The organism is Niastella vici (assembly GCF_002077945.1).
GTDB classification, from domain to species: Bacteria; Bacteroidota; Bacteroidia; order Chitinophagales; family Chitinophagaceae; genus Niastella; species Niastella vici.
This window is the reverse complement of the sequence record NZ_LVYD01000045.1, coordinates 151,885-177,295: the sequence shown is the minus strand read 5'-3', so window position 1 is coordinate 177,295 and position 25,411 is coordinate 151,885. Positions and strand designations below refer to the sequence as shown.

The window sequence follows — 25,411 nt, the reverse complement described above, 5'->3', positions numbered from 1 at the left end:
CAAATTGTTACTTTAACATATTGAAGTATGCAATTTATTCCCATCTTGCATCGGAATAGGGAGGCAATAAGTCATAAGGCTTCAAACCTCCAATTCACTAACTTGTATTAAAACCAGGCGGAATGAATATTAAGAGAATTTTATCAGTAGTTTGTGCAACCTTATTAGCATTACTTACCAACGCCCAGCAAAAGATGAAAACGTACGAGAAAGAATGGAAACAGATTGACAGTCTGATTCAAAAGAGCGGCCTCACCGAATCGGCCCTCACTGCGGTGAATGCTATTTATTCACAGGCTAAAAAAGAAGGCAATGATGCCCAGCTTATTAAGGCATTGCTTTACCGGGCAGAATTACAACAGCTGAAAGAGGAAGATGCTGTCAAAAAAAATATTCTTCAACTCGAAACGGAGATCACCGCTTCAAAAGAACCTGTGCGCGCTGTATTACAAAGCATCACAGCCCAGAAGTACCTGCAATGGTTCCAACAACACCGCTACCAGTTATACAACCGCAGCCAAACCGTTAATTTCAAAAAAGAGGATCTGGCCACCTGGAGCACCGATGATTTTCATAAAAAGATCAGTGAATTGTACCTGGCTTCTATCAGCAATGAAAAACAATTACTGCAAACAAAGCTCGAACCGTTTGACCCCATCATTATAAAAGGTAATGTGCGCTATTTGCGCCCTACCCTGTTCGACCTGCTGGCTCACCGGGCACTGGAATATTTCAAAAACAATGAACGCAATATCAAAAAACCGGTAGATGCTTTTGAAATAAATGATGACATGGCTTTTGCAGCAGCCACTCAGTTCATGGGCCATCATTTTACCACCACCGACAGCCTTTCACTGCAATTCAAAGCCCTGCAACTGTATCAACGTTTACTGGCGGCCCACATCGCTGATGCCCGGCCCGATGCAGCCCTCGATGTGGATATTGAGCGCTTGCAGTATGTATACTACAACGCCACTATGGAAAACAAAGATGCGTTGTATGTAAAAGCACTGGAACAAATCGGCAACAAAAACGGATTAATAGCGCCCGCCACACAAGCCTGGTATTTACTGGCGCAATGGCATGTTACCCAGGCGCAGAAATACGATGCGCTGAAAGGCGAAACCAACCGCGACGAGTATTTAAAGGCAATGGGCATTTGTGAAAAGGTGACGGCCCAAAAAGACAGCAGTGAAGGTAAAACGAACTGTGCCAACCTTATTAATGAGATCAAACACCGGGAACTGAACCTGCAAAGTGAAAAAGTAAATATACCTGGTCAGCCTTTTCGCACGCTTGTTACCTGGCGTAATTTTACCCAACTGCATTTTCGGGTGGTAAAAATGGATGCCAAACTCAGGGAAAGCCTTGGTACTTACACCTGGGACGATGAGTACTGGAAAAAATTAATAAAATTACCAGCCATTAAAACCTTTGACCAGGCCTTGCCCGATACCAAAGATTATCAGAAACATGCAACAGAAATAAAAGTCGATGCATTACCCATTGGTGAATACGCATTAGTTGCCAGTATTGATGATAAATATCAGCTCAGCAATAATATACTGGCAGTACAATACTTCTATGTTTCGAACATTGCCTTTATAAATAAAGAAAAGGAGTACTTTATTTTGAATCGCGAAACAGGCCAGCCCCTGCCCAATGCCCAGGTACAGGTATGGTACAGCTCCTATGATTATAACAAACGCAAGTATACCAACAGCAAAGGGCAAAACAGCGTTACCAACCAGAACGGGTATGTTAAAATTAGTATTCCAGACTCCAAAAATGACCGCGATATCAGGCTTGAAATAACAAGCGGCGATGACCGGTTATTCATGGACGATCATTTAAATAATTATTCTTATTACGGATACGGGGAAGAACATTCGGAAAATGTGGAGCAGATCTCCTTCCTGTTCACCGACAGGTCTATTTACCGGCCCGGACAAACCGTTTACTTCAAGGGCATTATGGTAAACAGGAATAATAAAACACATGAATCGTCCATTGTTCCCAATTTTTCAACCAGTGTAGTCGTAAGCGATCCCAATGGCCAGCCGGTTGATACCCTCAAGGTTACCACCAATGAATTTGGGGCTTACTCAGGCAAACTTACGTTGCCCACCAACCTGTTGAACGGACAGTTTTCCATGATGGATGTTACCGGACGAGGCAACATCTATTTTTCGGTAGAAGAATACAAACGCCCTAAATTCCTGGTCGAGCTCAACAAACCCACCGGCACTTACCGGTTAAACGAAACCATTGCTGTTAGTGGTGTTGCCAAAGCCTATGCCGGCAACAGCATCGACGGCGCCAAAGTAAAATACCGCGTGGTGCGTAAAACCATTATGCCTATGTGGTTCTATGGCGGCTACCGTAAAATGATTTGGCCGCCCTATGGCCGTGAAGAAGCAGAAATTGCGCATGGCGAAGCTACTACCGACGCTAAAGGAGAATTTAAGATCTCCTTTAAAGCGCTGCCCGATAATTCGATCAACAAAAAAGATCAGCCCACCTTCTACTATGAAGTTTCGGCCGATGTTACCGATATAGCCGGTGAAACCAGAAGCGGCAACACCCAGGTGGCAGTGGCTTACCAGGCATTGAAGCTTAACCTCAATGTACCTGAAAAACTACATACCGACAGCCTGAACAGGATCACTATTTCAAGCACTAACCTGAACGATCTGTTTGAAAAAACGTCGGTCACCGTTTCGGTTCACAAACTGAAAATGCCCGGCCGCCTGTTCAGGGAACGCCTGTGGCTTCAACCCGATACATTTGTATTGTCGCAAAATGAGTTCTACAGCTTATTCCCCTATGATGTATATAAGGACGAGAATGATCCAAAAAAATGGGACAAAGAGCAAAAGGTTGCGGAAAAAACAGATACTACGTCAAGCGGCAAACCATTCACCATTGACCATTCACCATTGACCGCAGGCTGGTATGTTATTGAAGCAGTAACCAAAGACAAGTATGGAGAAGAGGTGAAAGATGTACGCTATGTTCAACTGTATAACCAGGCGATCGTTAGTCCGCTCGCAACCGGTGGCATTGAAAGCGGCCATACCACGTTGGAACCGGGCGATAAAGCCGTATACCAGGTAAGCACTACCGTTGATGATGCATTCATTATTCACGAAGTGAATAAAAAGGACAGCACCAGCGACAAAACCTTTTTCAACCTGAATAAGAACAGCCGTTCTTTTGAAATACCGGTAACTGAAAAAGACCGTGGCGGCTTTGGGGTAACTGTCTCCTTTGTAAAACATAACCGCCTGTATACAGAAGAACAAACGTTCCTGGTTCCGTATACCAATAAAGAACTCACTATTTCCTATGAAACTTTCCGCGATAAAACCCTGCCCGGCAGTGAAGAAAAATGGAAAGTGAAGATCAGCGGCTATAAAGGCGATAAAGTGGCAGCAGAAATGCTAACTGCCATGTACGATGCTTCGCTCGATCAATTTAAGCCACACCAATGGGATGTACCCTCCCTGCTGACCTATTTTTCCCCGGCAGAAAAATGGTCGGGTGATAACTGCTTCAGCACCGTACAGTCGCAGGAAAAAGCGTATGAGATCTATGAATACGTATCACTTTCAAAGATCTATGATGAACTGGGCATTTTGAACGAAAATATAATGAATTTGAGTAACGGCTGGGCGGGTGGCATCGGAATGCGCTCGAAGGCCAAGAAAGAAATGGCTGCTTCTGGCGCTGTTCCTGCCCCAGCTATGATTGCGGAAACAAAACTTGTATATGATAGTGCAAAGAAAGAAGATATGAGTGGTTTCTTTAACTTTAATGCAGCCAAAAATGAAAAGCCGGAAGAAATAAAACCCAATGCTACCGAAGCAGCTGTTCAGGTTCGTAAGAACTTCAACGAAACCGCCTTCTTCTTCCCCGACCTGCATACCGATGCCAATGGTAACATTGAATTCTCCTTTACCATGCCCGAAGCAGTAACGCAATGGAAATGGATGAGCCTTGCCCATACCAAAGACCTTTCTTTCGGTTACAATGAAAAAACCATCGTTACGCAAAAAGACCTGATGGTGCAACCCAATGCGCCGCGTTTTTTACGTGAAGGCGACCGCATGAACTTCAGCGGTAAAATTGCCAACCTCACCGATAAGGAAATTACCGGTCAGGTGCAATTGCTGCTGATCGATGCCACCACTAACCAGTCGGTCGACGGTTGGTTCCGCAATGTGATCCCGAACCAGTATTTTACGGTTCCGGCCAAACAAAGCGTACCCGTAAGCTTTAGCATTGAAATTCCTTACCAGTATAACCGGCCGGTTACCTACCGCCTTGTTGCCAAAGCAGATAATACCAGCGATGGCGAAGAAGCCATGCTGCCGGTAGTAAGCAACCGCATGCTGGTAACAGAAAGCCTGCCCTTATCGGTTCGTGGTAACGGCACCAAAAACTTTGTTTTTGACAAACTGGTAAAAAGCGATAGCAGCGAAACCCTCAACAATCATGCATTAACGGTTGAATTTACCACCAACCCGGCCTGGTATGCCGTGCAAGCATTGCCATACATTATGGAGTATCCCTATGATTGTGCCGAACAGGTGTTTAACCGCTATTATGCCAATGCGCTGGCCAGCACCATCGCCAATGCTTCACCTAAGATCAAACAAATATTTGAGCGCTGGAAAACTGCCGATACCGCAGCCCTGCTGAGCAATCTGCAAAAAAATGAGGAGCTTAAATCGGTGCTGTTACAGGAAACGCCCTGGGTACTGGAAGCGAAAAACGAAGCGCAGCAAAAAAAGAATATTGCCTTGTTGTTCGATATGGTGCGCATGAGCGGTGAGCTCAATAAATGGATCGCCAAACTGCAGGAACTGCAAAGCAGCAACGGTGGTTTTGTATGGTTCAAAGGCGGCCCCGATGATCGCTATATCACTCAATATATACTCACCGGTATTGGTCATTTGAAAAAACTGAAAGCATTGCCATCGAATGATGTGGTAAATGAGATCATTAAAAAAGCCATCCCCTATCTCGATGCACGCATGCAGGAAGATTATGAGAACATGCTGAAGTACAACAAAAAGGTACCCATTGACGAATACATAAGTCCATTGCACATCCAGTACCTGTACATGCGCAGCTTCTTCCCCGAATATGGCGTACCGGGTGGCGTGTTCAAAGCTTATAATTATTACCGTACCCAATCACAAAAAAGCTGGGTAAAACAAAGCCGGTACATGCAGGGCATGATCGCGTTGTCGCTGTTCCGCACCGGCGATGTACAAACCGCCCGCAATATTGTTAAGTCAATAAAGGAAAATTCACTTACCAACGAAGAAATGGGTATGTACTGGAAGGAATTTACCGGCGGTTACTACTGGTACCAGTCGCCCATTGAAGCCCAGGCGCTGCTGATGGAGACCTTTACCGAAGTTACCAATGACATCGCGGCGGTGAATGAAATGAAATTATGGTTACTGAAACAAAAGCAAACACAGAACTGGAAAACCACCAAAGCAACCGCCGATGCCTGTTATGCATTGCTGTTGCAGGGCACCGATTTGCTCACCAACACACCCGATATCACCATCGATCTTGGCAGCACAGCAGTTCGCAGTAAAGACCAGCAACAAGAGGCAGGTACCGGTTATTTCAAAAAAGTGTTCGATGAAAAGCAGGTGAAACCAGAGATGGGCAATATCAAAGTAACGGTATCTTCTATTGGCAACCAGAACAATGCCAGCGTTTCGTGGGGCGCCGTATACTGGCAGTATTTTGAGAACCTCGATAAGATAACTCCTGCGGCCACCCCTTTGCAATTAACGAAAAAGTTATTTGTAGAAAAGAATACCGATCGTGGACCGGTATTACAGCCCATCAATGAAGGCGATGCCATTAAAGTGGGCGATAAAGTGAAAGTGCGTATTGAGCTGCGTGTTGACCGCGACATGGAGTATGTGCATATGAAAGATATGCGCGCAGCCTGTCTGGAACCGGTGAATGTGCTCAGTACCTTCAAATGGCAGGGCGGACTGGGTTATTATGAATCAACCAAAGATGCAAGCACCAACTTCTTCTTTGGCCAGCTGCCCAAAGGCACCTGGGTATTTGAATATCCTTTGTTCGTTACCCACACCGGTACATTCAGCAATGGTGTTACCACCATTCAATGTATGTACGCACCGGAGTTCACCAGCCACAGTGAAGGGGTACACGTAAAAGTTGAGTAGTCATATTTCAACGAATAACAAAAGGGTGTTCTGGGTAAAACCGGGACACCCTTTTTGCATTTCACCTATTTTTGCAGCATGCATGTTGACTTTTTACTGATTGGACAGGGTATTTGCGGAACCTTCCTGAGCCGGGAGTTACAAAAAGCAGGGTATTCTTTTCTGGTTATCGACGACAACCAACCAGGCACAGCCTCCAAAGTAGCGGCGGGCATTATAAACCCCGTAACGGGCCGGCGAATTGTAAAAACCTGGCTCATCGATGAAGTAATGCCATTTGCCTGGCAACAATATTCCGAACTGGGTAAACAGTTACAGGTAACTGCGATAGAACAAAAAGACATCATTGATTTTTTTCCTACCCCGCAAATGAAACTGGCCTATGAAAAACGATATGAAGAGGATACCCAATACATTTCTATACACAACGAACCGGGCGCCTGGAACCAATTCTTTAATTATGATTTCGGTTACGGCACTATTACGCCCTGTTACCTCGTAAACCTGCCCGCCTTATTGCCGGCCTACCGCCGTTTATTGCTATCGGGTAAACAATTGCTCGAAGAAAGATTCGATGGTACGCAATTACAGGTTCAACCAAATTCAGTACAGTACAAAGACATCACCGCACAACGCATCATCTTTTGCGATGGCATTGCTTCGTTTAATAGTCCCTGGTTTGCCAACCTGCCCTTTGCGCCCAATAAAGGCGAGGTATTGCTGGTAGAAGCGGGTGATATGCCAACCGGTAATATCTTTAAAAAAGGCATCAACTGGGTGCCCTGGCGCGACAACATATTTTGGGTGGGGTCAACCTATGAATGGGATTTTACCAGCGATCAGCCAACAGCTGCCTTCCGCGAGCGAACAATGGCCACCCTGCAGCACTGGATAAAAGCGCCCATCCGGTTACTGGAACATACAGCAGCCGTACGGCCCGCCACCATTGAACGGCGGCCATTTATCGGGTTCCACCCACAACACCCTGCCATCGGAATTTTTAATGGTATGGGCACCAAAGGGTGCTCACTGGCGCCTTTTTTTGCACCGCAACTGGTACAACATATTCAGCATCAAACATCACTGCCACCCGAGGTCGACATTCAGCGATTTAAACGGGTATTATCGAAATAACCATAATTTTGCATCGCTCGTTGCGCCTTTGCGAAGCTTCAGCGAAGCAAGGCCGAAGCCGCCAGCCGGCGGAGAAGACGGGCAACTTCAATTATAAAATTTCAAATCAATAACCGTGGGGCAGGAATCAAATGATATGTATGTAATACCAGCCAAATTCCGCAAGATGGAGAATTTGCACATTCTGTTCTGGCTGGTTAAAGATATCTGCTGGTGTATGGTTTTTAAACCGCTGGGGATCGCAATGATCTTTCCCACATTGGCCATTGCTGTTTCTATTGCCTGGCGCACCCGGCATATTGTTGCCGAACTCACCCATAATATTGCCATTGCCTTATGGATAAGCGCCAACTCCATGTGGATGATCTCTGAGTTTTATGGTGTCGATGAAAAGGTAAAACCATACTGCCTTATTCCCTTTTCCCTGGGGTTGTTAGTGCTGGTGTACTACTATCTTATTTACTCACCTTTGCAAAAAAAGAAAACAGCCGCTGCCAAACCGGTACCGGTTGAAGAAATTTCCTGATATCAGGTAGGCACGAGCGGTATACATACTCAAAAAAAAATGCCGAAAGCAGCAATAAAGAACTGCTTTCGACAAAAACACAATACTCATATCAGGCTAAAAAGTAAAATAGTGCGTTAGGCCGCCAGTTTATTGATGCTCAATAAATGAATGGGATCTTGCCGTAACAGCGTGCACATAGCAGCATACAACTCAGGCAAATCGTGACGCATGCGAACGGGGTTCTCGAAGAACACTTCCACACTTACCGCCCAGAATTCCTGATAATTAGTGCCGGCATAACTATCGAGCAAATTTTTAACGCCCTGCCGCATGCTTTCAAAAATTGGCCGGGCCACTGGCGAAAAATTCTTCCATTCCTTTTTGAAATGTTTGTCTTCCTCAGTTTGGGAAATGAAATTAACATAGGCCAGCGCGTGCCCCATTTCATGCAAACCCATATTGCAATTGGGTGTAAGCCCCCGCAGACCTTTTATAAATTTGTCCCACGATAAATAAATACCGCTGTGGTCAACATGCCCTTCAAAAGGCCGGGAATAAAAGCCGTAATGATAATCGTGCTTCACCACATGGATGTCCCTGAAAAAATTGAACTGGTACTTTTCGAGGCCGAAGGTTAATTGCACAGCCGTTGCACTGATAAGAATGGGCATTTCGGCGCTTTCCTGCACCTCTATGTAATGGAATTTTTTTGCCTTTTGGAACAGGAATGTTCTGAAAAGGAATCTGTGCTGATTTTCAACGCTCAGCCGGTTGTAATACTTAAGGTCCCGGGAAACTATGGAATGGTAGAAGGTTTCCTGGGCAAGAAACAATTTGTACTGTCTTTTTTCATACAGAAAATTATACATCTTGATTACAGGACCTTGCAAAACGATGATACCGAGGACCACCAGAAATATGATCACTATCTCCATAAGCCTATTTTTCTTAGTAAATGACTTGGACGGGGATCAGATCAACAAAAAGATGGTTTTCGAATAGAGATGATGGATCTCAACCGGTTTTCAGGGATTGTGGGGAGGTATGGCAATTAAAGGGTGGTGATCATTAGAGGGTCTATCCGGGTACAAAGTAAAAATAAAATTTTAAAAAAGGAAGCGTCTTAAGGTAATTTTATATGTCTGTTCTTCAACTCCGCTCGTTCTTCGGTTCGCTCATTCTTCGGCTCCGCTCAAAATCAGTACTGGCTGTAATCATCCACTACCGCTTCAAGCAATAAACCGGGCTTTAACATATCCTGGTTAAGCAGTTTGCATATAGCATCGTACAGCTCAGGTAGTTGTGCTTTAAATCTTTCGGGACGTTCAAAAAAATTCTCCACACAAACCGCCCAGAATTCCTGGTAGTTGGTGGCCGCATAACTACCAAGGAACGTCATTTCGCCCGCCTGCATGCGGTTGAACACTTCCTTGCCGGTTTTGGTGAATAGTTTGAACCACCGGCGCTGAAATGCTTCGTCTTCCCCATCGTGCTCATGTTCAGGAAAATTTATATATGCCAGTGCATGCGCCATTTCGTGCAAACCTACATTGTCGCCATCGGTGTAATTGGCATAAGACCTTAAAAAATTATTCCACGAAAGATAGATACCATCCTCGTTCACATGGCCCTGAAAAGGCACATTGAACAAGCCAAAATGGTAATCGTGCTTCATGATATAGATCTTGTTAAAATGCTCCATCAAAAAATGCTGCAGGCCAAAAGTGAGCTGAATGGCCGAAGCGCTGATCAAAAGCGACATGTGTTCTTCCTCCTGCATTTCTACAAACTCAAAATGCTTGATGGCCTTGAATATGAGGGTCCTTTTAAGAAAGCGTTCTTTCTCTGCCGCACTCAGTTTGCGGTAATAGGGAATATATTGCTGTAGAATGGCATCATAGGATTTATGCTTGTTTTCGTACATTTCTTTCACTCGCTGCGCGAGGTACCTGTCGCGCAGGTATTTGGCAAAAGCAAAGCCGCCTGCTACCACTACAATCAGCAAAAAAATGATTCCGGATTCCATAATATGATATTGGTACTTGAGCTATTGTTATTGTTACCGGTCTGTTCAAAACTTCCTTCCTTAGCCTTTTTTAGATGCTGCAAAACAATATCATCTGTGCAGAAAAATAAAAAAAATTAACCAACAACCTGTAATGGCCCCTTACAAATTAACAAAAGCCATATGTTAAAGTTTGCGGGCCGGAAATTGATAAAAAAACACATATTTTGCCGCCTATTGACAATCAACCCGGTCTAAATTGCTTTTGCGCCTGTTGGGCCAATGAAAGCATACCGTTTTGAATTACCTTTGCCCCCCACCCTTTACGGGGTAAAATACCAGGCATGGCTCCTGGTCATTAATCGCTTATCAGATTATTAAAATAAATAGGAATGTACAGAACTCATACCTGTGGAGAATTACGGATCGCACAAACCGGGCAACAGGTAACGCTTGCCGGCTGGGTGCAAACCATCAGAAAGTTTGGCAGTATTACTTTTATCGACCTGAGAGATCGCTATGGCATAACCCAGTTATTATTAGGGGAAGAACTGAACAATCAACTCGACCAGCAGCCCCTGGGCCGGGAATTTGTTATACAGGCTACAGGCGTAGTATCTGAACGCAGTAACAAAAACCCCAACCTGCCAACCGGCGATATCGAGATCAAAATAGCGGCTTTTACCATTCTTAATAAATCCGTAACACCGCCCTTCACCGTCCAGGACGATACCGATGGCGGCGACGACCTGCGGATGAAATTCCGTTACCTCGATCTGCGCAGGAACCTGGTGAAAAAGAACCTGGAACTGCGGTATGCCGTTAACCGGGCTGCCCGCAATTACCTGCACGAGAACAATTTCATGGATATTGAAACACCTTTCCTCATAAAAAGCACCCCCGAAGGCGCCCGCGACTTTGTAGTGCCTTCGCGTATGAACCCCGGGCAGTTCTATGCCTTACCCCAATCGCCGCAAACCTTTAAACAGTTGTTGATGGTGAGCGGGTACGACCGGTATTACCAGGTGGTGAAATGCTTCCGCGATGAGGACCTGCGTGCCGACCGCCAGCCCGAGTTCACCCAGATTGACTGTGAAATGAGCTTTGTTGAGCAGGAAGACATCCTGAACATGTTTGAAGGCATGATCAAACATATATTTAAAGCAGTGAAAGGCATCGAGGTTACCGAAAAAGTGCAACGTATGACCTGGGAAGATGCCATGTGGCATTATGGAAACGACAAACCCGACATCCGTTTTGGCATGCAGCTGCTCAGTATAAAATCGGCCTTCACCAAGGGCGGCAAGCTGCCGGCTACCGGCGAATTGATTGCCGGAACCGATTTTAAAGTGTTCAACGATGCAGAAACGGTGCTGGCCATTGCAGTGCCAGGTTGTGCGGAATATACCCGCAAACAAACCGATGAACTTACAGAGTGGGTAAAACGCCCGCAGATCGGTATGCAGGGGCTTGTGTTCATTAAATGCAATGCCGACGGAACCTATAAAAGCAGCGTAGATAAATTCTTTACAGAAGATAAACTGAAAGCCATTGCCGATGCTGCCGGCGCCAAAGCCGGTGACCTGGTGCTTATACTGGCCGGTGCCGAAGAAAGGACCCGTAAAGCCACCAGCGAGCTGCGCCTCGAAATGGGCGAACGCCTGGGCCTGCGTAAAAAAGAGGAATTTAAATTATTGTGGGTGCTCGACTTCCCGCTGTTCGAATACAGCGAAGAAGATAACCGCTGGGTAGCCCGCCACCATCCGTTCACTTCGCCCAAACCCGATCAAATTGAGATCATGATAAAAAACAGCCCCGTAATTGAAAACGCGGCTGAATACCTGAAGCATCCCTACGCTAACATCAAGGCCAATGCGTACGATATGGTGCTGAACGGAAATGAGATCGGCGGCGGTTCCATCCGTATCTTCCAGCGCGATCTGCAAGAGAAAATGTTTGCGGCCCTGGGCATGAGCCAGGAAGAAGCCATGCACAAATTTGGCTTTTTGCTGGGCGCTTTTGAATACGGTGCTCCCCCGCATGGCGGTATCGCGTACGGTTTCGACCGTTTGTGCGCTATCCTCGGCGGCAGCGAAAGCATCCGCGATTTCATTGCCTTCCCCAAGAACAACAGCGGCCGCGACGTTATGCTCGATGCCCCCAGCGCCATCGACCAAAAACAGTTCGACGAATTACAGATAAAGTTGAATTTGCAATAAAAGGATAATACAGTATTTTAAAGCCCCCTCCGCCAGCTGGCAGATGGGGCTTTTTAGTATAAAAACAGGGGGATGAAAAGCTTTACCATATTCTGGAAGATATTCAGGTCTATTTGTATCGTGCAGCTGATCCTGGTCGCATTCAAGGGCGTATTATCGTTCAGCCAGTTATTCTATGCAGGCAATATACTCATCAGCTGTATCGATGTTATCGCTTATACGCTTGTGTTCCTTTTTGTGTACCACGGTTTATCGATGCTGAATTATAATTACCCCGACATTCCGCTATCCCCGAAACAAAAAAGGTCGTTCAACATCTTATACCTCCTCAATTTTATATTGATCGCCTTTTTGTTTGCCCAGGTGGTGAACAGCTGGTGGCTGGTGCCGTTCGTATTCAATTCAGAGAACATCAGCAATAAAGTATGGTATACCCTGGCCGCCCAACTGCTGTTCTCATGGGTTATTTTCATAATACATCTCGTTTTTCTGGCCGGCATGTATCAGCTGCGCAGGTTCATATATAAAAATTCCATCGGCTCGTGGTACGAACAGTTTGACCAAAAGCCATAATAACGCCCGGGAGTACCTACATTTCAGCCTTATTAACAATTTATTTCCCCTGGCTATTCCTTATTGGGAAAGCGTTTTATAATTTTATACAATGCAGCGTCTATTACTCCTAAGCCTGTTATTCCTGGTTATTGCCTGTAAAAAAGAAGACAGTGGTAACAATAACAATGTTGAACAAACCTACATGGATGTGTCGTATGGGACCGATGCCAAACAGAAAATGGATGTTTACTTGCCGGCCAACAGAGATACGAACAACACCAAATTAATGATGCTGATACATGGAGGGGCCTGGATTGAAGGAGATAAAGCCGATTTTTCGATCCCCGATATAAAAAAGTTGTTGCCCGAATACGCGTTCGCCAATATCAACTATCGTTTATACAGCAACGGACAAAATAAATTTCCTGCCCAGGAAGAGGATGTAAAAGCTGCCATTTCATTTTTACTCAGTAAGAAGGCTGAATACAAGTTCTCTAAAAAGATAGTGTTGCTGGGCGCCAGCGCCGGTGCGCACCTGGCCTTATTGCAGGGGTATAAATACGCCAGCATGATGGCGCCTAAGGCCATTATCTCTTATTTTGGACCTACCGACCTGGCCTACCTGTACAATCATCCGGCCCAGGCAGCTTTGCCCAACGTGCTTGCCCTTATTATTGGCTTTACCCCTACACAAAATATCTCTATATACAACGCTTCGAGCCCCATCAATTATGTAACCAGTACCTCGGCCCCTACCCTGCTGTTACAGGGTGATGCAGACATGCTGGTGCCGGTTGACCAGGCCAACCTCTTAAAAAATAAGCTCAATACAGCCGGCGTAACCAACCAGGTGGTTATTTATCCCGGCGAGCAGCATGGGTTCTCCCCTACGGCCATGGACGATTCGTATAAAAAGATCATCAGCTTTCTGCAGGCGAACGTTCAATGATCAAAAGATCCATCAGTCAAAATTTTCCTAACTTGAGGGGCTATTTTTCTTCCCATTATTATGGAAGCAACACCACTTGCAGAAAGGTTACGCCCCAATACACTGGATGAACTGGCTGGTCAGGAACACCTCACCGGCAAAGGAAGTATTTTACGAACAGCTATTGAGCAGGGAAAAGTACCCTCCATGATCTTGTGGGGGCCGCCCGGTACGGGAAAAACCACTATTGCCAATATTATTGCCCACACCTTACAGGTTCCTTTTTATACACTCAGCGCCATAAGTGCCGGCGTTAAAGAAGTGCGGGAGGTAATTGCCGAAGCCAAAGAAAAAGAACGGGCTATTTTATTTATCGACGAAATTCACCGTTTTAATAAAGGCCAGCAGGATGCCCTGCTGGGCGCTGTAGAAAAAGGCATCGTTACCCTTATTGGCGCCACCACTGAAAATCCTTCCTTTGAAGTGAACAGCGCCTTGCTCAGCCGCTGCCAGGTATATGTATTAAAGCCGTTGCAGGAAGAAAGCCTGGTAAAATTGCTACACCAGGCAATTGCCAAAGATGCGCTGATGCAAAAGAAACACATTGAGCTGAAGGAGACCGCAGCGTTGATCACTATATCGGGCGGAGATGCCCGCAAATTATTGAACCTGTTAGAGCTGGTTGCTGACTCCCTGGGCGAAACAGCCATTATCACCGATGACTCAGTAATGGAGATAGCCCAGCAACGCATAGCGTTGTATGATAAAAGCGGAGAACAACATTATGATATTATCTCGGCATTTATAAAAAGCATGCGCGGCAGCGACCCCAACGGTGCCGTATACTGGCTGGCGCGGATGATCGAGGGCGGCGAAGATGTAAAATTCATTGCCCGCCGTATGCTGATACTGGCCAGTGAAGATATTGGCAATGCCAACCCTACAGCTTTGGTGCTCGCCAATGCCACCTTTGAAGCAGTAGACAAGATCGGATATCCTGAAGCGCGCATCATTTTATCACAATGCGCCATTTACCTGGCCACTTCCCCTAAAAGCAATGCATCTTATATGGCCATTAATAATGCATTGGCAGCAGTAAAGGAACATGGCGACCTGCCGGTACCGCTGCATATTCGCAATGCGCCTACGTTCCTCATGAAAAAACTCGACTACGGTAAGGGTTATAAATATTCGCACGATTATGAAGAAAATTTTTCGAGCCAGGAGTATTTACCACCACCACTTACCGGCAACAAATTTTACAATCCCGGAAAAAATGCACGGGAAGAAGAGCTGAGAAGATTCCTGAAAGGCCTTTGGAAAGACAAGTATGGATATTGACCTAATGCAACGATCATAATAATAAGTATTACTTACTTCTTCTACTTACTACTAACTACTAATACAGGTGACCGGTATAACCTTCATACATAAACCATTTAGCGAACTCACACCAGATGAATTATATGCTATACTGCAATTACGCAGCGAAGTGTTTGTTGTAGAACAAAACTGCGTATTTCAGGATGCAGATAATAAAGACCAGACTTCATTGCATGTAATGTGTTGGCAAAACGATTTACTGGCAGGTTATACACGATTGGTGCCAGCTGGTGTAGCATACGACGAACCATCAATAGGCCGTGTTGTAACTTCGCCGAAATTCAGACATGCCGGTATAGGAAAACTACTAATGCAATACTCCATTCGTACATCATACAATGTGTGGGGGAAAACTACGATCACCATCGGGGCGCAACTTTACCTTCGTAATTTCTACAGTTCATTGGGATTTCAACAATGTAGCGACATTTATATTGAGGATGGAATTCAACACATTAAGATGTTTCTACCAGCAAATAGTTGAAAACACTAGATCGAAACACTTATTTACATATTTTTTTGAGCGCCACACACAAAAAACAAACAATTGAGCGTTTATAGTAAGTGTGAACGGCGCGCACTATTTTAGCGCCGGATTTCTCTGACCGTCTGAAAACTAAATCTGATATTCTCATGAAACAATTTTTACACTCTGTATGGAGGTGTAGCTTGTTACTACTGGTCACTGCAGGCAGCTGCATTACTTCTTTTGGCCAGAACACCGAAAGTTCCTCCTTTTTTGAAGCAGGCATTTCTATGGGACCTTCTAACTTCCTGGGCGACCTGGGAGGTAACGCTGGAAAAGGTACCAAGTTTATCAAAGACAACAACTTCCCGATGACCAGGTTCATCTTTGGTGCTTATCTTACTTATCAGCCGAACGAATGGCTGGGGTTCAGATTAGCAGTGAACAGAGGGACAATTGGTGGCGATGACGCCATTATTAAAGGTAAAGGCGGTTATGAAGAAGCCCGCAAGTACCGTAACTCTGACTTTCGCTCGCGAATAACCGAAGCCATGATCCTGGCAGAAATTTATCCCACTGTTTTCCTGGAAGGCGATCCAACAGACGTTTGGGGAAGGCTGAGACCCTACCTTGCAATTGGCGCCGGTATTTTCCATTTTAATCCACAAGGCACAGATCCCAAATCAGGCGCCTGGGTTGATCTGAAACCTTTGCATACCGAAGGAGAGGGATTTGCTGAATATCCTGGCCGCAAGGAATATAAATTAACGCAGGTTAATATTCCAATGGGTATAGGTGCAAAATATTTCCTCAGTGAATCAATGAACCTGTCACTTGAAATTCTGCACAGAACTACTTTCACTGATTATATTGATGACGTAAGTACTTCTTATATTGATCCGGCTTCTTTTTATGCGCACATGCCACTGGCACAGGCACAACTGGCCGAAAGAATGGCTAACAAGAGCGGAAACAATGGAGCTACTACGCCATATGCACCCGGCATGAAAAGAGGAACTGCCACGAATAATGATGCCTATTTCTCAGTTAACGTGAAATTTGGTTTCAGGTTAGGTCGCGGTGGTAACGACTACAGTTCAACCCGTTGCCCGGTTAGATTCTAATAGTTACATTTTCCGTATTCAAGATATTGTTGATCCGTACCCTTTTTGAAAACCTTTTGGCCCGCCTTCGGCGGGTAGCCAATTACGAACCCATGAACACGACCGAAACCGTAGTAAAGCGTTTTAATATCCGTACTATACCCGCACTGTTTACACTCATTATGCTGTCAACAGGTGTAAATGCTTCTACCGGTTGTCCATTATCAATACCTACGTTCTCACATGATACTATCCTGGTACAAAAACAAATTACCAGTAAAAAACCCAGAATTAAATTGTATCCGAATGCGGAGCAAGATGTTCTCTTTTTTAGTGTGCGGGGAACCGAAGGGAAAGTATACCAGCTGTTTTTATTCGACGTTGCCGGAAAATTGATCAGGCAGGCGAATATTAAAAACAAAGAAACTACTGTTATTGACAACATCGAAAAAGGCAATTACCTGTTCGAAGTGTTCAGTGATGATGAGCGTATCGAGAATGGGCAGGTGATTATAAAATAAATCAGTTGCCGGTAACGGCAACCCTATAGAAGCTCTTTATTAACTTATAAACCAATAAGCTGCAGGGAAATTAGTAAAATCCATATATCCGGTTGAGTCAAAACCTGATCCGTTCCCTATTTTTAAGTACCCTGAAACACAAAGATTTTATTAATCACTCCCTGCGCTTGCTTATTGGCTCTTAAAACTTCTTCTGGTTAATTCCAGTATCCTCAGTAGCCGGCGATGAATATTTGCCGGCTACTTGTTTTTTGTAGATACCTAATACCTCTTGCCTCACAACTCAATGCTCGACGCTTAATATTCAACACTGCATTCCGTGATTGATTTTCCGCACTATGCATTCGGCTTTTTTTAGTTCATCTGGAATACCTGAAACATCCGCATTAGGTGTATGCCGTTGATCTCCCCTTGCATCAATGCCATGATCATATTCTCCACTACGCATAGCAAGATGCATTATTTTTCTGTACAGATTGCTTATCTGTATAGCATGTACACTGCTATTGATATACCCATAAACCCCTGAAAACAATCCATGACCAACCGCCTCATGCAATATAGCTTCATCTATATTCGAACCACTAGCTTTATAGGTGTCATACTGACCATCTTTATACTTTCCTGAATACCCATTTTGCAAAACATCAAACTCTCTTTTACTGTAATCAGCATCAGTATTAATAAAAAATGCAGCAACATAATTTTTATTGCTCCCTGCGGATCTTTGATTTTCATCGGTAACCGCAACTGTTACTGCACCATTACGGTCAGACATATCTTTCATTGTTTTCCCCTCAAAAAGTTGCTTAGCATTATTTGTCAACAGGAGCTCTGTAGGCATTACTTGATTTTTTTACCAAAAAATGCGACTACTGTTTTATCGGAATTTATCATTTGCATGTATCCTTTCGCCAATGTTTTCTGCTCGCTACTCATACCCTTCATCGCTGCTTTTAAGTCCTTTTTACTTATTCCGCCGCTTTGCAAGCTAAAAAGGCGTATGCCTCTTAACGAAAAAGCCGCAGCGATCGCTGCGGCTTTTTCGGCTTTAGTTATTTCAAACTTTATTTTGGTGTTTTCCCTATTCCTTAGCTTACTGAAATCTTTGTTAATATAATTGTCCCCATTAAAGGAACTACCTAGCAGACAAACTACAATAAGACATCCTAGATGGGCATTTAATAGTACCTATATTTATATAATGTATACCTGGATGGGACATCATTCACTGAAAATACTGCTTCTTCCAACAGTCCCTTTTTATTGTATTTATAAACCATACTTCCTTTATCTCTGCCATACAGCGCAACTCTTTCAAAATAAACTATACGCCCTTTCTTATCGTAGCGCCATATTCGTTGCGGCGTACCTGTTGTTGGATGATTGTCTTCTGTTTCCGTTCTTTCACCTGTTAAATCATTATAAATTATCCTTTTACTTTCATACTGAGTTAAGGGAGGCCCCTGATAAACCGCATGATTGACTAGCCTTTTCTTTTTATCAAACTCATTTATTTCAACTTGTTGATACGCCAGCGAATCATGCCAGTACCTGAGCGCCTCTTCTTTAACAGGAGTCACTATCCCTTTAATAAAATAAGTCTTTAGCACTGAAAGTTTACCAAGTGCATCCTTTTGTTGTTTGATAAGTACGAGCGTATCGTGAGCGCATGCAGTATCACCAGACGCAATTACCGGCTGCTGTTTAGCATTATTCAATAATATAAATTCAGTACTTTTTTCAACACTATTATTTAAAGATGTAATCACCCGTACAGTACTATCAGACACCTTTGTGTATTTCTTGATCAATACCGAATAGTTGTCAGCATGTAACGTATCTAAATAACCAAGCAGGTCCGGCACGGGGTCATCTTCATCATCAACATAATAATCCCCCCCGGTAAATTTATACTCAATAACTGTTTCACTGGATGATATTCTTTTAATTACTGTTTCTACACTATCAAGCTTATTTTTTCCGGAGTAATCAACCCTGCTTACCAGGTACCCTTTTTTATCATACAGCTTCTTTACTACAGCTTTTTCCTCTCCTGTATCCCTAACGGATAGTGAAACAGTTTGAATATGGTGAAGCAAGGCATTTTTATCCACCTCTGCAACTTTCAATATATACCAGTTCACCATATCAAGGCCATCCTGTGTATAACCTCTAAAAAAAGGTAACAACGTTACTAAAATGCAAATAATAGGTTTAGTTATTCTTCTCATCATATTGGTCTGTCTTTAGGCAAAGTAAAGATCGGTGGTGGTGGCGGCGGTGCTGGTGTTAGTGGTTGATTAAGGGCACCCGGCGTTATTTCAGCTTTGGACTGGAAACCCTGAGGAGCCGGAATAGTGGAACCAGCAGGCAAAATCAAATCTGAGCTGGCTCCGCCGGGGTTATAAGGATCATTTGCTCTTACAAATTTTATATCATCACTACCAATTTTATATGCACCAATTATTCTTCCCGGGCTACTCGTGTTGGATTGCGTCTCAACTAACGCCTGGATAGTTCCTTTATTTTTAATATTATTTTCATCAAACGCACCACCATCAGGCATCTTTTTAATATCCTGATGAACTAAAGCCACTTTATCATTATCAGGTATTCTACCCCAGGCAACTGGTCTTTGAGTATTAACACCACCCATCGCGGGGTTGTCACCTTTTTGACGCTCCTGTACATTGACGATTGTTTTACCATCACTTTGAAGTTCATAAAACCTATCTACACTTTCAGATGTTCTTCGAACCGCTAATAAGGTACCCCCAGTGGTCATATAATAATCATCGGTAGGCTTTCTACCGTCGCGATCTATAAACCTGATCGGATTGTCAAATGCATAATTATATGGACTGAATCTACGCATGCTATCTGCCAAAGGATCTTTTATATTCCACCTTCCTATCTGCGCATCATACATCCTCGCACCATAATCATACCACTCTAATCCACTACCGTCGCTAAATTCTTTCTCTTGTTTTTCCTTTCCATTATATTCATATTTATTATCCAGACTACCAATCGCCTTCGAACTTATCCCCGCCATCGTCAACCCAAACGGATAATAGTGTGTTTCTTCCAAAATGGCCCCGGAATAATGCTTTATTGCCAGGTTATCGAAATATACATCCCAATTCTGGGTTTCATTGCTTACATAAATATACAAATATCCATTCTTTGTTATATTAATGCCGGTATACCCTAACGTATTCAATGCATTGGCATTCCCAACCGGAAAAGCTCCGCTTTGCGGATAGCTACTTACATATTGAAATCTTTCATCCAACAGGATCCAGTTTAGATAGGCTTTGGGTTTACTTCCTGAATTGGCATTATTCCCGTTCCTGAACAGATTCAGGGCACCCAGCAGCGGACTGGTGCTGCTGTTGCTTAAATCGCTTACAGAGCCTTTTACTACCCCCGATACCGATACAATGCCCGTTGCCAGGGAACTTAAAATATCTGTTAACGCATCGCTGTTATTGGGTGTTATGCTTTGCGACTGGTAATATGATTTTACTGCCAGATCAATTACATCACCCGACATTACCTTTAAAACAATCGACGGGCCTGTTTTTTGACCACTACCGTTTAATTTTGCCACATAGTCGTTTGGATTTGTTAATGAAGTGTCAGTAGGATACCAGGTTGGTTTGCTTGTTACGCTTGCATTGATATTGGCGAACAACTGATTTTCTTTGTTACGAATGGAATTATTGGTACCCAACTCCATTGTAGCATAATACCCAACTGTATCTTTTTGATCGGTTAGCACCATGCGTACATTACCCAGGTGATCTTTAAGAAAATAATCATAAAAATATTGATAAGCACTATCACCATTAAAAAAATATTTTTTAGTATATCGTATACGGCCTTCCTCCTGAGCTATTTGTTGTAATGTATCGTTTTTATATTCAAAGCCTGCCAAATATAAAGTGGTGGTAGTAATACCATTCGTATTGTCAGCTACAGTTTTCTTCAGCTTATTACCGGCTGCATCATAAGTATAGGTGATCGTTCCTTTTAATGTACCGGCATCTGTATTTAAACTGATCTGTTGCGGCAAGTTCAGGTGATTGTATGTAATACCAGTTATTCTTTTGTTTTTATCTGTAATGAGATTGCCATTATTATCGTACGTATAATCATCCAAACTGGAATTATTATCGGTAAAATCTCCGAGTTTATTATCAACATTACCAATAGTGGGATTTTCCGTTACAGCCAATAGCTTATTGCTATTACCATAGTTCGCGTACGTATAAGTAAGATTATCTATAAATCCACTTGTGCCTGGCTTCCAACCCTGTTGTTTCATGGTTAATATGTTCCCGTTCGCATCATATGTAAGATCACTTACACTGAAGTTGATATTGTTTGCTGAATTATTGGGATCAGTTTTAGCCCAGGAACTACCATATTGCTGGTTAAAGTCGGCACCAGTAAGCCGGTTTACATTATCATAGGTAAAATCATATTTACGCTTTTCACCGTCACCTTTGCTTTTCCAGATGGTTCCCCCGATATTTCCATTATATTGCTGATTAACATAACTGGCTCCGCTGACAATACTGGCGCTTTTATCATATCCCAGCTCAAACCCAAAATAATTACTGGCAGCATCATTTACAAAGTCGCGGTTCATACCTAATAACCAGCCTCGAACATTGTAATCATATATTAGTGTTTCAATTCCATTGCCGTCTGCTTTATTTTTCAATTGACCAAGTTCATCATAGGTGTTGTTTACAATTATTTGTTCCGGTCTCGTAAAGATCTCACTGCCAATATTACTATTGATAGTTTTAGTAACTGATTTTAATCGTTTGACATGATCATAACTCATTTTTGTTAAAACAAGATGCGTTTGTGCGTTTGGACCGTTTTTCTGATGCTGCAATAATATGCGTAGTGCTTTTCCGGTGAAATCGTATTGTGTGGTAATTATATCCTTTCCTCCGGTAACATTTATATTTTGGGTTTGAATTATCCGGCCATGGTCATCAAAAAAATTAACCGTATACAAATATTGACTAACAGTTCCCAATACCCTTGTCTTTGTCCCGGTGACCAGCCCCTGAACATTGTAATAAGGTGTCAGGGCTACTGCATAAGCTGGTGAAGCATTATAATTTGTAATGAAATAGCTGCTGTTCGAACTGTAGGTATTATCCATAGTAGCACTTAAGCCTGTTCCTGATATCCATCCATACCCGTCATAGTAAGTTTCTGTTAATATATCATATCCAGAACTAATTCCCGGATAACTAATGCTACTGGATGCAAGCCCCTGGTGATAGGCCCGGTTATTACCATCTGTTAATTTACCTGTCCGTATTGGCCTATTCTGGCTATCGTATTCCATTACCAGCCATTGACCTCCTGCCTTTAAATTAGCATCCTGTGTCATTACCAGCCGGTCGCGTGCATCATATACCATCCAAACCTCATCAGCCCCCGGCAACTTTTTAATGATCATCCGTTTCTTCTGGTCATATTCATAGCGGAAACAAAGTTCATCTGCTATAGACTGGGTAACTATCCAGGTATTATTGATCAGCTCAACTGCACGAGGTTGCAGTACAAACCGGAGATTATCGTAATGATCATATACATAGTAAGTACATAGCCATCCTGTATGATTAACAGAAGGTGTTGTCACCAATTGTACTTTTTTTAATATTATCTTTCCATCCTTGTCTTTAAATTCTACCGTCTGAACGCCATGCTCATCTGTTATTATATTTTTATACAATTGGCCAGCTGCATAAGTACCTGCTGTGGTTGGTAAACTGCCTGCAGCCTGGGCAATACTCCATATCTGCACATTGTCATTGCCATCATTTACCAGAAATTGATTTTCCACTCCTCTTGAAGCGCCTGTCCAGCTTTGCCCTGGTGCACTTACCGACCGAACCCTGTTTAAAAGGGAAGGCTCAAAATTTGTCTGGCTATAATAAAATTGTTCACCAGGAAACTGGTTACTATTGAAGCTGTATTGTTCTGTTAATGCCGATGTTTTATAATAGCCGTCGGCAGTGGAAGAAACATAGGGTAAATATTTAATCGATTCCCTGCCAAATTCATCATACACTATTGGTGCTACCAGGTCTTTTTGCAAAGGGCTCATTTGTCTGCTTACCGTTTGCATCGCTCTGCCCAGCCCATCAAAATACTTCGTATTCTGATTCACTTCTGTGACATTAGTAACGTTATCGGCCGTTGTAATATCAGTGACTCCTGATTTGCCAAAGTCTCGAACCCTGATGTAATTCTGATCAGCGGCAATTACCCCCATAGTAATGACAGCGATGTTTGTATAGGCTATTTCTGCTCCACAGGTCACCATGCGACGATAATAAGTTGTCACAGAAAGATTGCCGGGTGTATAATGCTGGGTAGTAACATTGGTAATATTCAAAAAATTAATACCATCTGTACTTTGCTGCCATTGGTAATAGTATCCACTGCCGTTACCGCCTGTTGGTAAATTGGCTGTTAATATCCCCGGACTGGTTCCCGAATTGATAATTAGCGCTGCAGGGGTGATAGTTCCACCTGAAAGTTCAGCATTCACCTGAACCGTAAGAACGTTTGAATAAGCAGTCTCCGAACCGCAGGTTGCTTTTCTTCTATAATATGTTCTATACAAAAGTAATCCTGGCGTATATCCGGTAGTTGTGGCATTCATTATGTCGCTGTATAAAATATTATCCGTGCTCTGTTGCCATTGATAACTATAACTACTACAATTGCCACCGGTTGCTGACGTTCCAGTAAATGCTCCCGGAGAAGTATTGTGATTGACAGGGCCTGTATTTCCACTTATAACGCCACCAGCAAGCTGGGGTGTGACAACTATTGTCCCTATAGCGCTGGTAGCGCTTATTCCGTTACTTGTTACAGCAACCCTGTAATAAACTGTCGCAGTTAATACCCCTGGAGAATAGCTGGTACCAGTAGCACCACTAACGTTATTAAAATTACTTCCATCTGTTGATGCCTGCCACTGATAGACATAGCTTCCATTGCCACCGGAAACATTTGTTAAACTTAATGGGCCAGACACACTATTATAGCTGATGGTTTGGGTAGCAGGACCGATAGTACCGCCCAATAACTGCGGATACACATTTACTGTACTTACTGGGCTATTTGCAGTTGCCCCATTACTATTCACTACTACACGGTAATATCTGGTAGCGGTTAGGTTGCCTGGTGAATAGGTGGTACTCGTTGCTCCACCGATATTACTGAAACTGTTGTTATCAGTGGAAATCTGCCATTGATATGTATAAGACCCATTACCCCCGGAAGCACTGCTAATAGATAATGCTGCTGCGGAGCTGTTGTAATTAATAGTTTGTGAAGAGGGGGTGATACTTCCCGACAACAATTGGGGATAAACACTAATTATGCTGCTACTGGAATATTTGGTAACGCCGTAACTTAATACTGATACCCGATAATACCTCGTAGCCGTTAACCCCCCAGGGGAATAAGTTGCCAGGTTAGCCCCACTTATATCACTGAAGTTACTGTTATCAGTAGAAATCTGCCATTGATAATAATAACTGCCGTTACCTCCTGAAACACTGGTTATGGATAATGTTGCCGCTGAACTATTATAGTTAATAGTCTGTGATGCCGGACTGATGCTTCCTACTGTGAGCAGCGGGTAAACGGTAATGGTAGCTACATTTGTATAGGCGGTCTGCGTATTACAAATCACTCTTCTTCTATAATAAGTAGTAGTAGTTAAAGCAGGGGGTTGATAATTCTGACCGGTTGCCCCGCTTATGTTATTAAAATTAGAACCATCCGTTGAAGATTGCCACTGGTAAACAAATGAGGAACCACAATTGCCTCCACTGGCAACTGTTGCGCTTATCAAAGCAGGCGTCGTATTATAATTAACGCTCTGGGAACCATTGACTGTTCCTCCGTTAAGGGCTGGAAGAGAAGCGATATCTACAGCCAGGACTCCTACCACTGTCAATGAATGATCGTAAATAATCACTGATCCTACACCCGACGTTGTCCAGGTTATAGTTGCAGAAGTAGAAGAAACACTCGTCAACTCGCCTTTATCCACACCCCAGGTATAACCATCTGGTAACGTAGGGCTAACAGAATAATAGCCGACATCTGTCATGGTTACAGAAGTCGGTCCGGTGATAGTGTAAGTTCCACCATCACCTGGGTCTTCACCCCCCTGGGCATACGCAGTGTTTACAACAAACAATAACAAAATGACCCGACATATAGCTGAAATAATATTTTTAGGACCTGGCATATATTGTGGTTATTATATTCTTATGATTAGTACAACTCTTGTTTGCAGCAA

General features: G+C 43.4%; 15 protein-coding genes. 10 read left to right on the top strand and 5 right to left on the bottom strand.

From position 1 onward, the window contains the following. Positions 1–122: 122 nt before the first annotated feature. The 3 genes from A3860_RS16040 (at position 123) to A3860_RS16030 (ending at position 7,887) form a co-directional block, all read left to right on the top strand. Positions 123–6,227: an alpha-2-macroglobulin family protein gene (locus A3860_RS16040; RefSeq protein WP_081147736.1), complete on the top strand. Its 6,105-nt coding sequence runs from the start codon at positions 123–125 to the stop codon at positions 6,225–6,227. Between the two features lie 78 nt (positions 6,228–6,305). Then, positions 6,306–7,361: an NAD(P)/FAD-dependent oxidoreductase gene (locus tag A3860_RS16035; RefSeq protein WP_081147834.1), complete on the top strand. Its 1,056-nt coding sequence runs from the start codon at positions 6,306–6,308 to the stop codon at positions 7,359–7,361. 115 nt (positions 7,362–7,476) lie between these two features. Beyond that, positions 7,477–7,887 (top strand): hypothetical protein, encoded by a 411-nt coding sequence (locus A3860_RS16030; RefSeq protein ID WP_245843551.1) that lies wholly within the window; start codon positions 7,477–7,479, stop codon positions 7,885–7,887. A gap of 116 nt (positions 7,888–8,003) precedes the next feature. Here the strand turns inward: A3860_RS16030 and A3860_RS16025 are convergent, their stop codons facing one another. Together A3860_RS16025 and A3860_RS16020 are read right to left on the bottom strand one after the other, a co-directional pair. Beyond that, a complete protein-coding gene (locus A3860_RS16025) occupies positions 8,004–8,804 on the bottom strand; it encodes a zinc-dependent peptidase (RefSeq protein ID WP_081147735.1) in 801 nt (266 codons plus the stop codon). 263 nt (positions 8,805–9,067) lie between these two features. Further along, entirely contained in the window at positions 9,068–9,895 is an 828-nt protein-coding gene (locus tag A3860_RS16020) for a zinc-dependent peptidase (RefSeq protein WP_081147734.1), read from the bottom strand. Between the two features lie 371 nt (positions 9,896–10,266). Between A3860_RS16020 and aspS the strand changes: the two genes are divergently transcribed. The 7 genes from aspS to A3860_RS15985 all read left to right on the top strand — a co-directional run bounded on the left by aspS (position 10,267) and on the right by A3860_RS15985 (position 17,049). After that, complete coding sequence (gene aspS, locus A3860_RS16015) at positions 10,267–12,093, top strand: aspartate--tRNA ligase (protein WP_081147733.1); 1,827 nt, start codon at positions 10,267–10,269, stop codon at positions 12,091–12,093. A gap of 72 nt (positions 12,094–12,165) precedes the next feature. Then, positions 12,166–12,666 carry a hypothetical protein gene (locus A3860_RS16010; protein ID WP_081147732.1) on the top strand — a complete coding sequence of 167 codons (501 nt, stop codon included), beginning with the start codon at positions 12,166–12,168 and terminating at the stop codon, positions 12,664–12,666. Positions 12,667–12,757: 91 nt separating this feature from the next. After that, complete coding sequence (locus tag A3860_RS16005; RefSeq protein WP_081147731.1) at positions 12,758–13,597, top strand: alpha/beta hydrolase; 840 nt, start codon at positions 12,758–12,760, stop codon at positions 13,595–13,597. 60 nt (positions 13,598–13,657) lie between these two features. Continuing rightward, positions 13,658–14,917: a replication-associated recombination protein A gene (locus tag A3860_RS16000; protein WP_081147730.1), complete on the top strand. Its 1,260-nt coding sequence runs from the start codon at positions 13,658–13,660 to the stop codon at positions 14,915–14,917. A gap of 67 nt (positions 14,918–14,984) precedes the next feature. Beyond that, the gene (locus A3860_RS15995; protein ID WP_143774127.1) at positions 14,985–15,443 is read left to right on the top strand and encodes a GNAT family N-acetyltransferase; all 459 of its coding nucleotides are present in this window, start codon (positions 14,985–14,987) and stop codon (positions 15,441–15,443) included. Between the two features lie 149 nt (positions 15,444–15,592). Further along, complete coding sequence (locus tag A3860_RS15990) at positions 15,593–16,549, top strand: outer membrane beta-barrel protein (RefSeq protein ID WP_143774126.1); 957 nt, start codon at positions 15,593–15,595, stop codon at positions 16,547–16,549. Positions 16,550–16,641: 92 nt separating this feature from the next. Then, positions 16,642–17,049 (top strand): T9SS type A sorting domain-containing protein, encoded by a 408-nt coding sequence (locus tag A3860_RS15985; RefSeq protein WP_143774124.1) that lies wholly within the window; start codon positions 16,642–16,644, stop codon positions 17,047–17,049. Between the two features lie 304 nt (positions 17,050–17,353). Here the strand turns inward: A3860_RS15985 and A3860_RS15980 are convergent, their stop codons facing one another. From A3860_RS15980 to A3860_RS41650, 3 genes are all read right to left on the bottom strand, one after another. Further along, positions 17,354–17,893 carry a hypothetical protein gene (locus A3860_RS15980; protein WP_081147727.1) on the bottom strand — a complete coding sequence of 180 codons (540 nt, stop codon included), beginning with the start codon at positions 17,891–17,893 and terminating at the stop codon, positions 17,354–17,356. Between the two features lie 337 nt (positions 17,894–18,230). Next, positions 18,231–19,286, bottom strand: a complete 1,056-nt coding sequence (locus A3860_RS15975; RefSeq protein ID WP_081147726.1) for a hypothetical protein — start codon at positions 19,284–19,286, stop codon at positions 18,231–18,233. Continuing rightward, positions 19,283–25,360, bottom strand: coding sequence for a DUF6443 domain-containing protein (locus A3860_RS41650; protein ID WP_081147725.1), 6,078 nt, complete (start codon positions 25,358–25,360; stop codon positions 19,283–19,285). Before A3860_RS41650 ends, A3860_RS15975 begins: the two co-directional genes overlap by 4 nt. Positions 25,361–25,411: the final 51 nt, after the last annotated feature.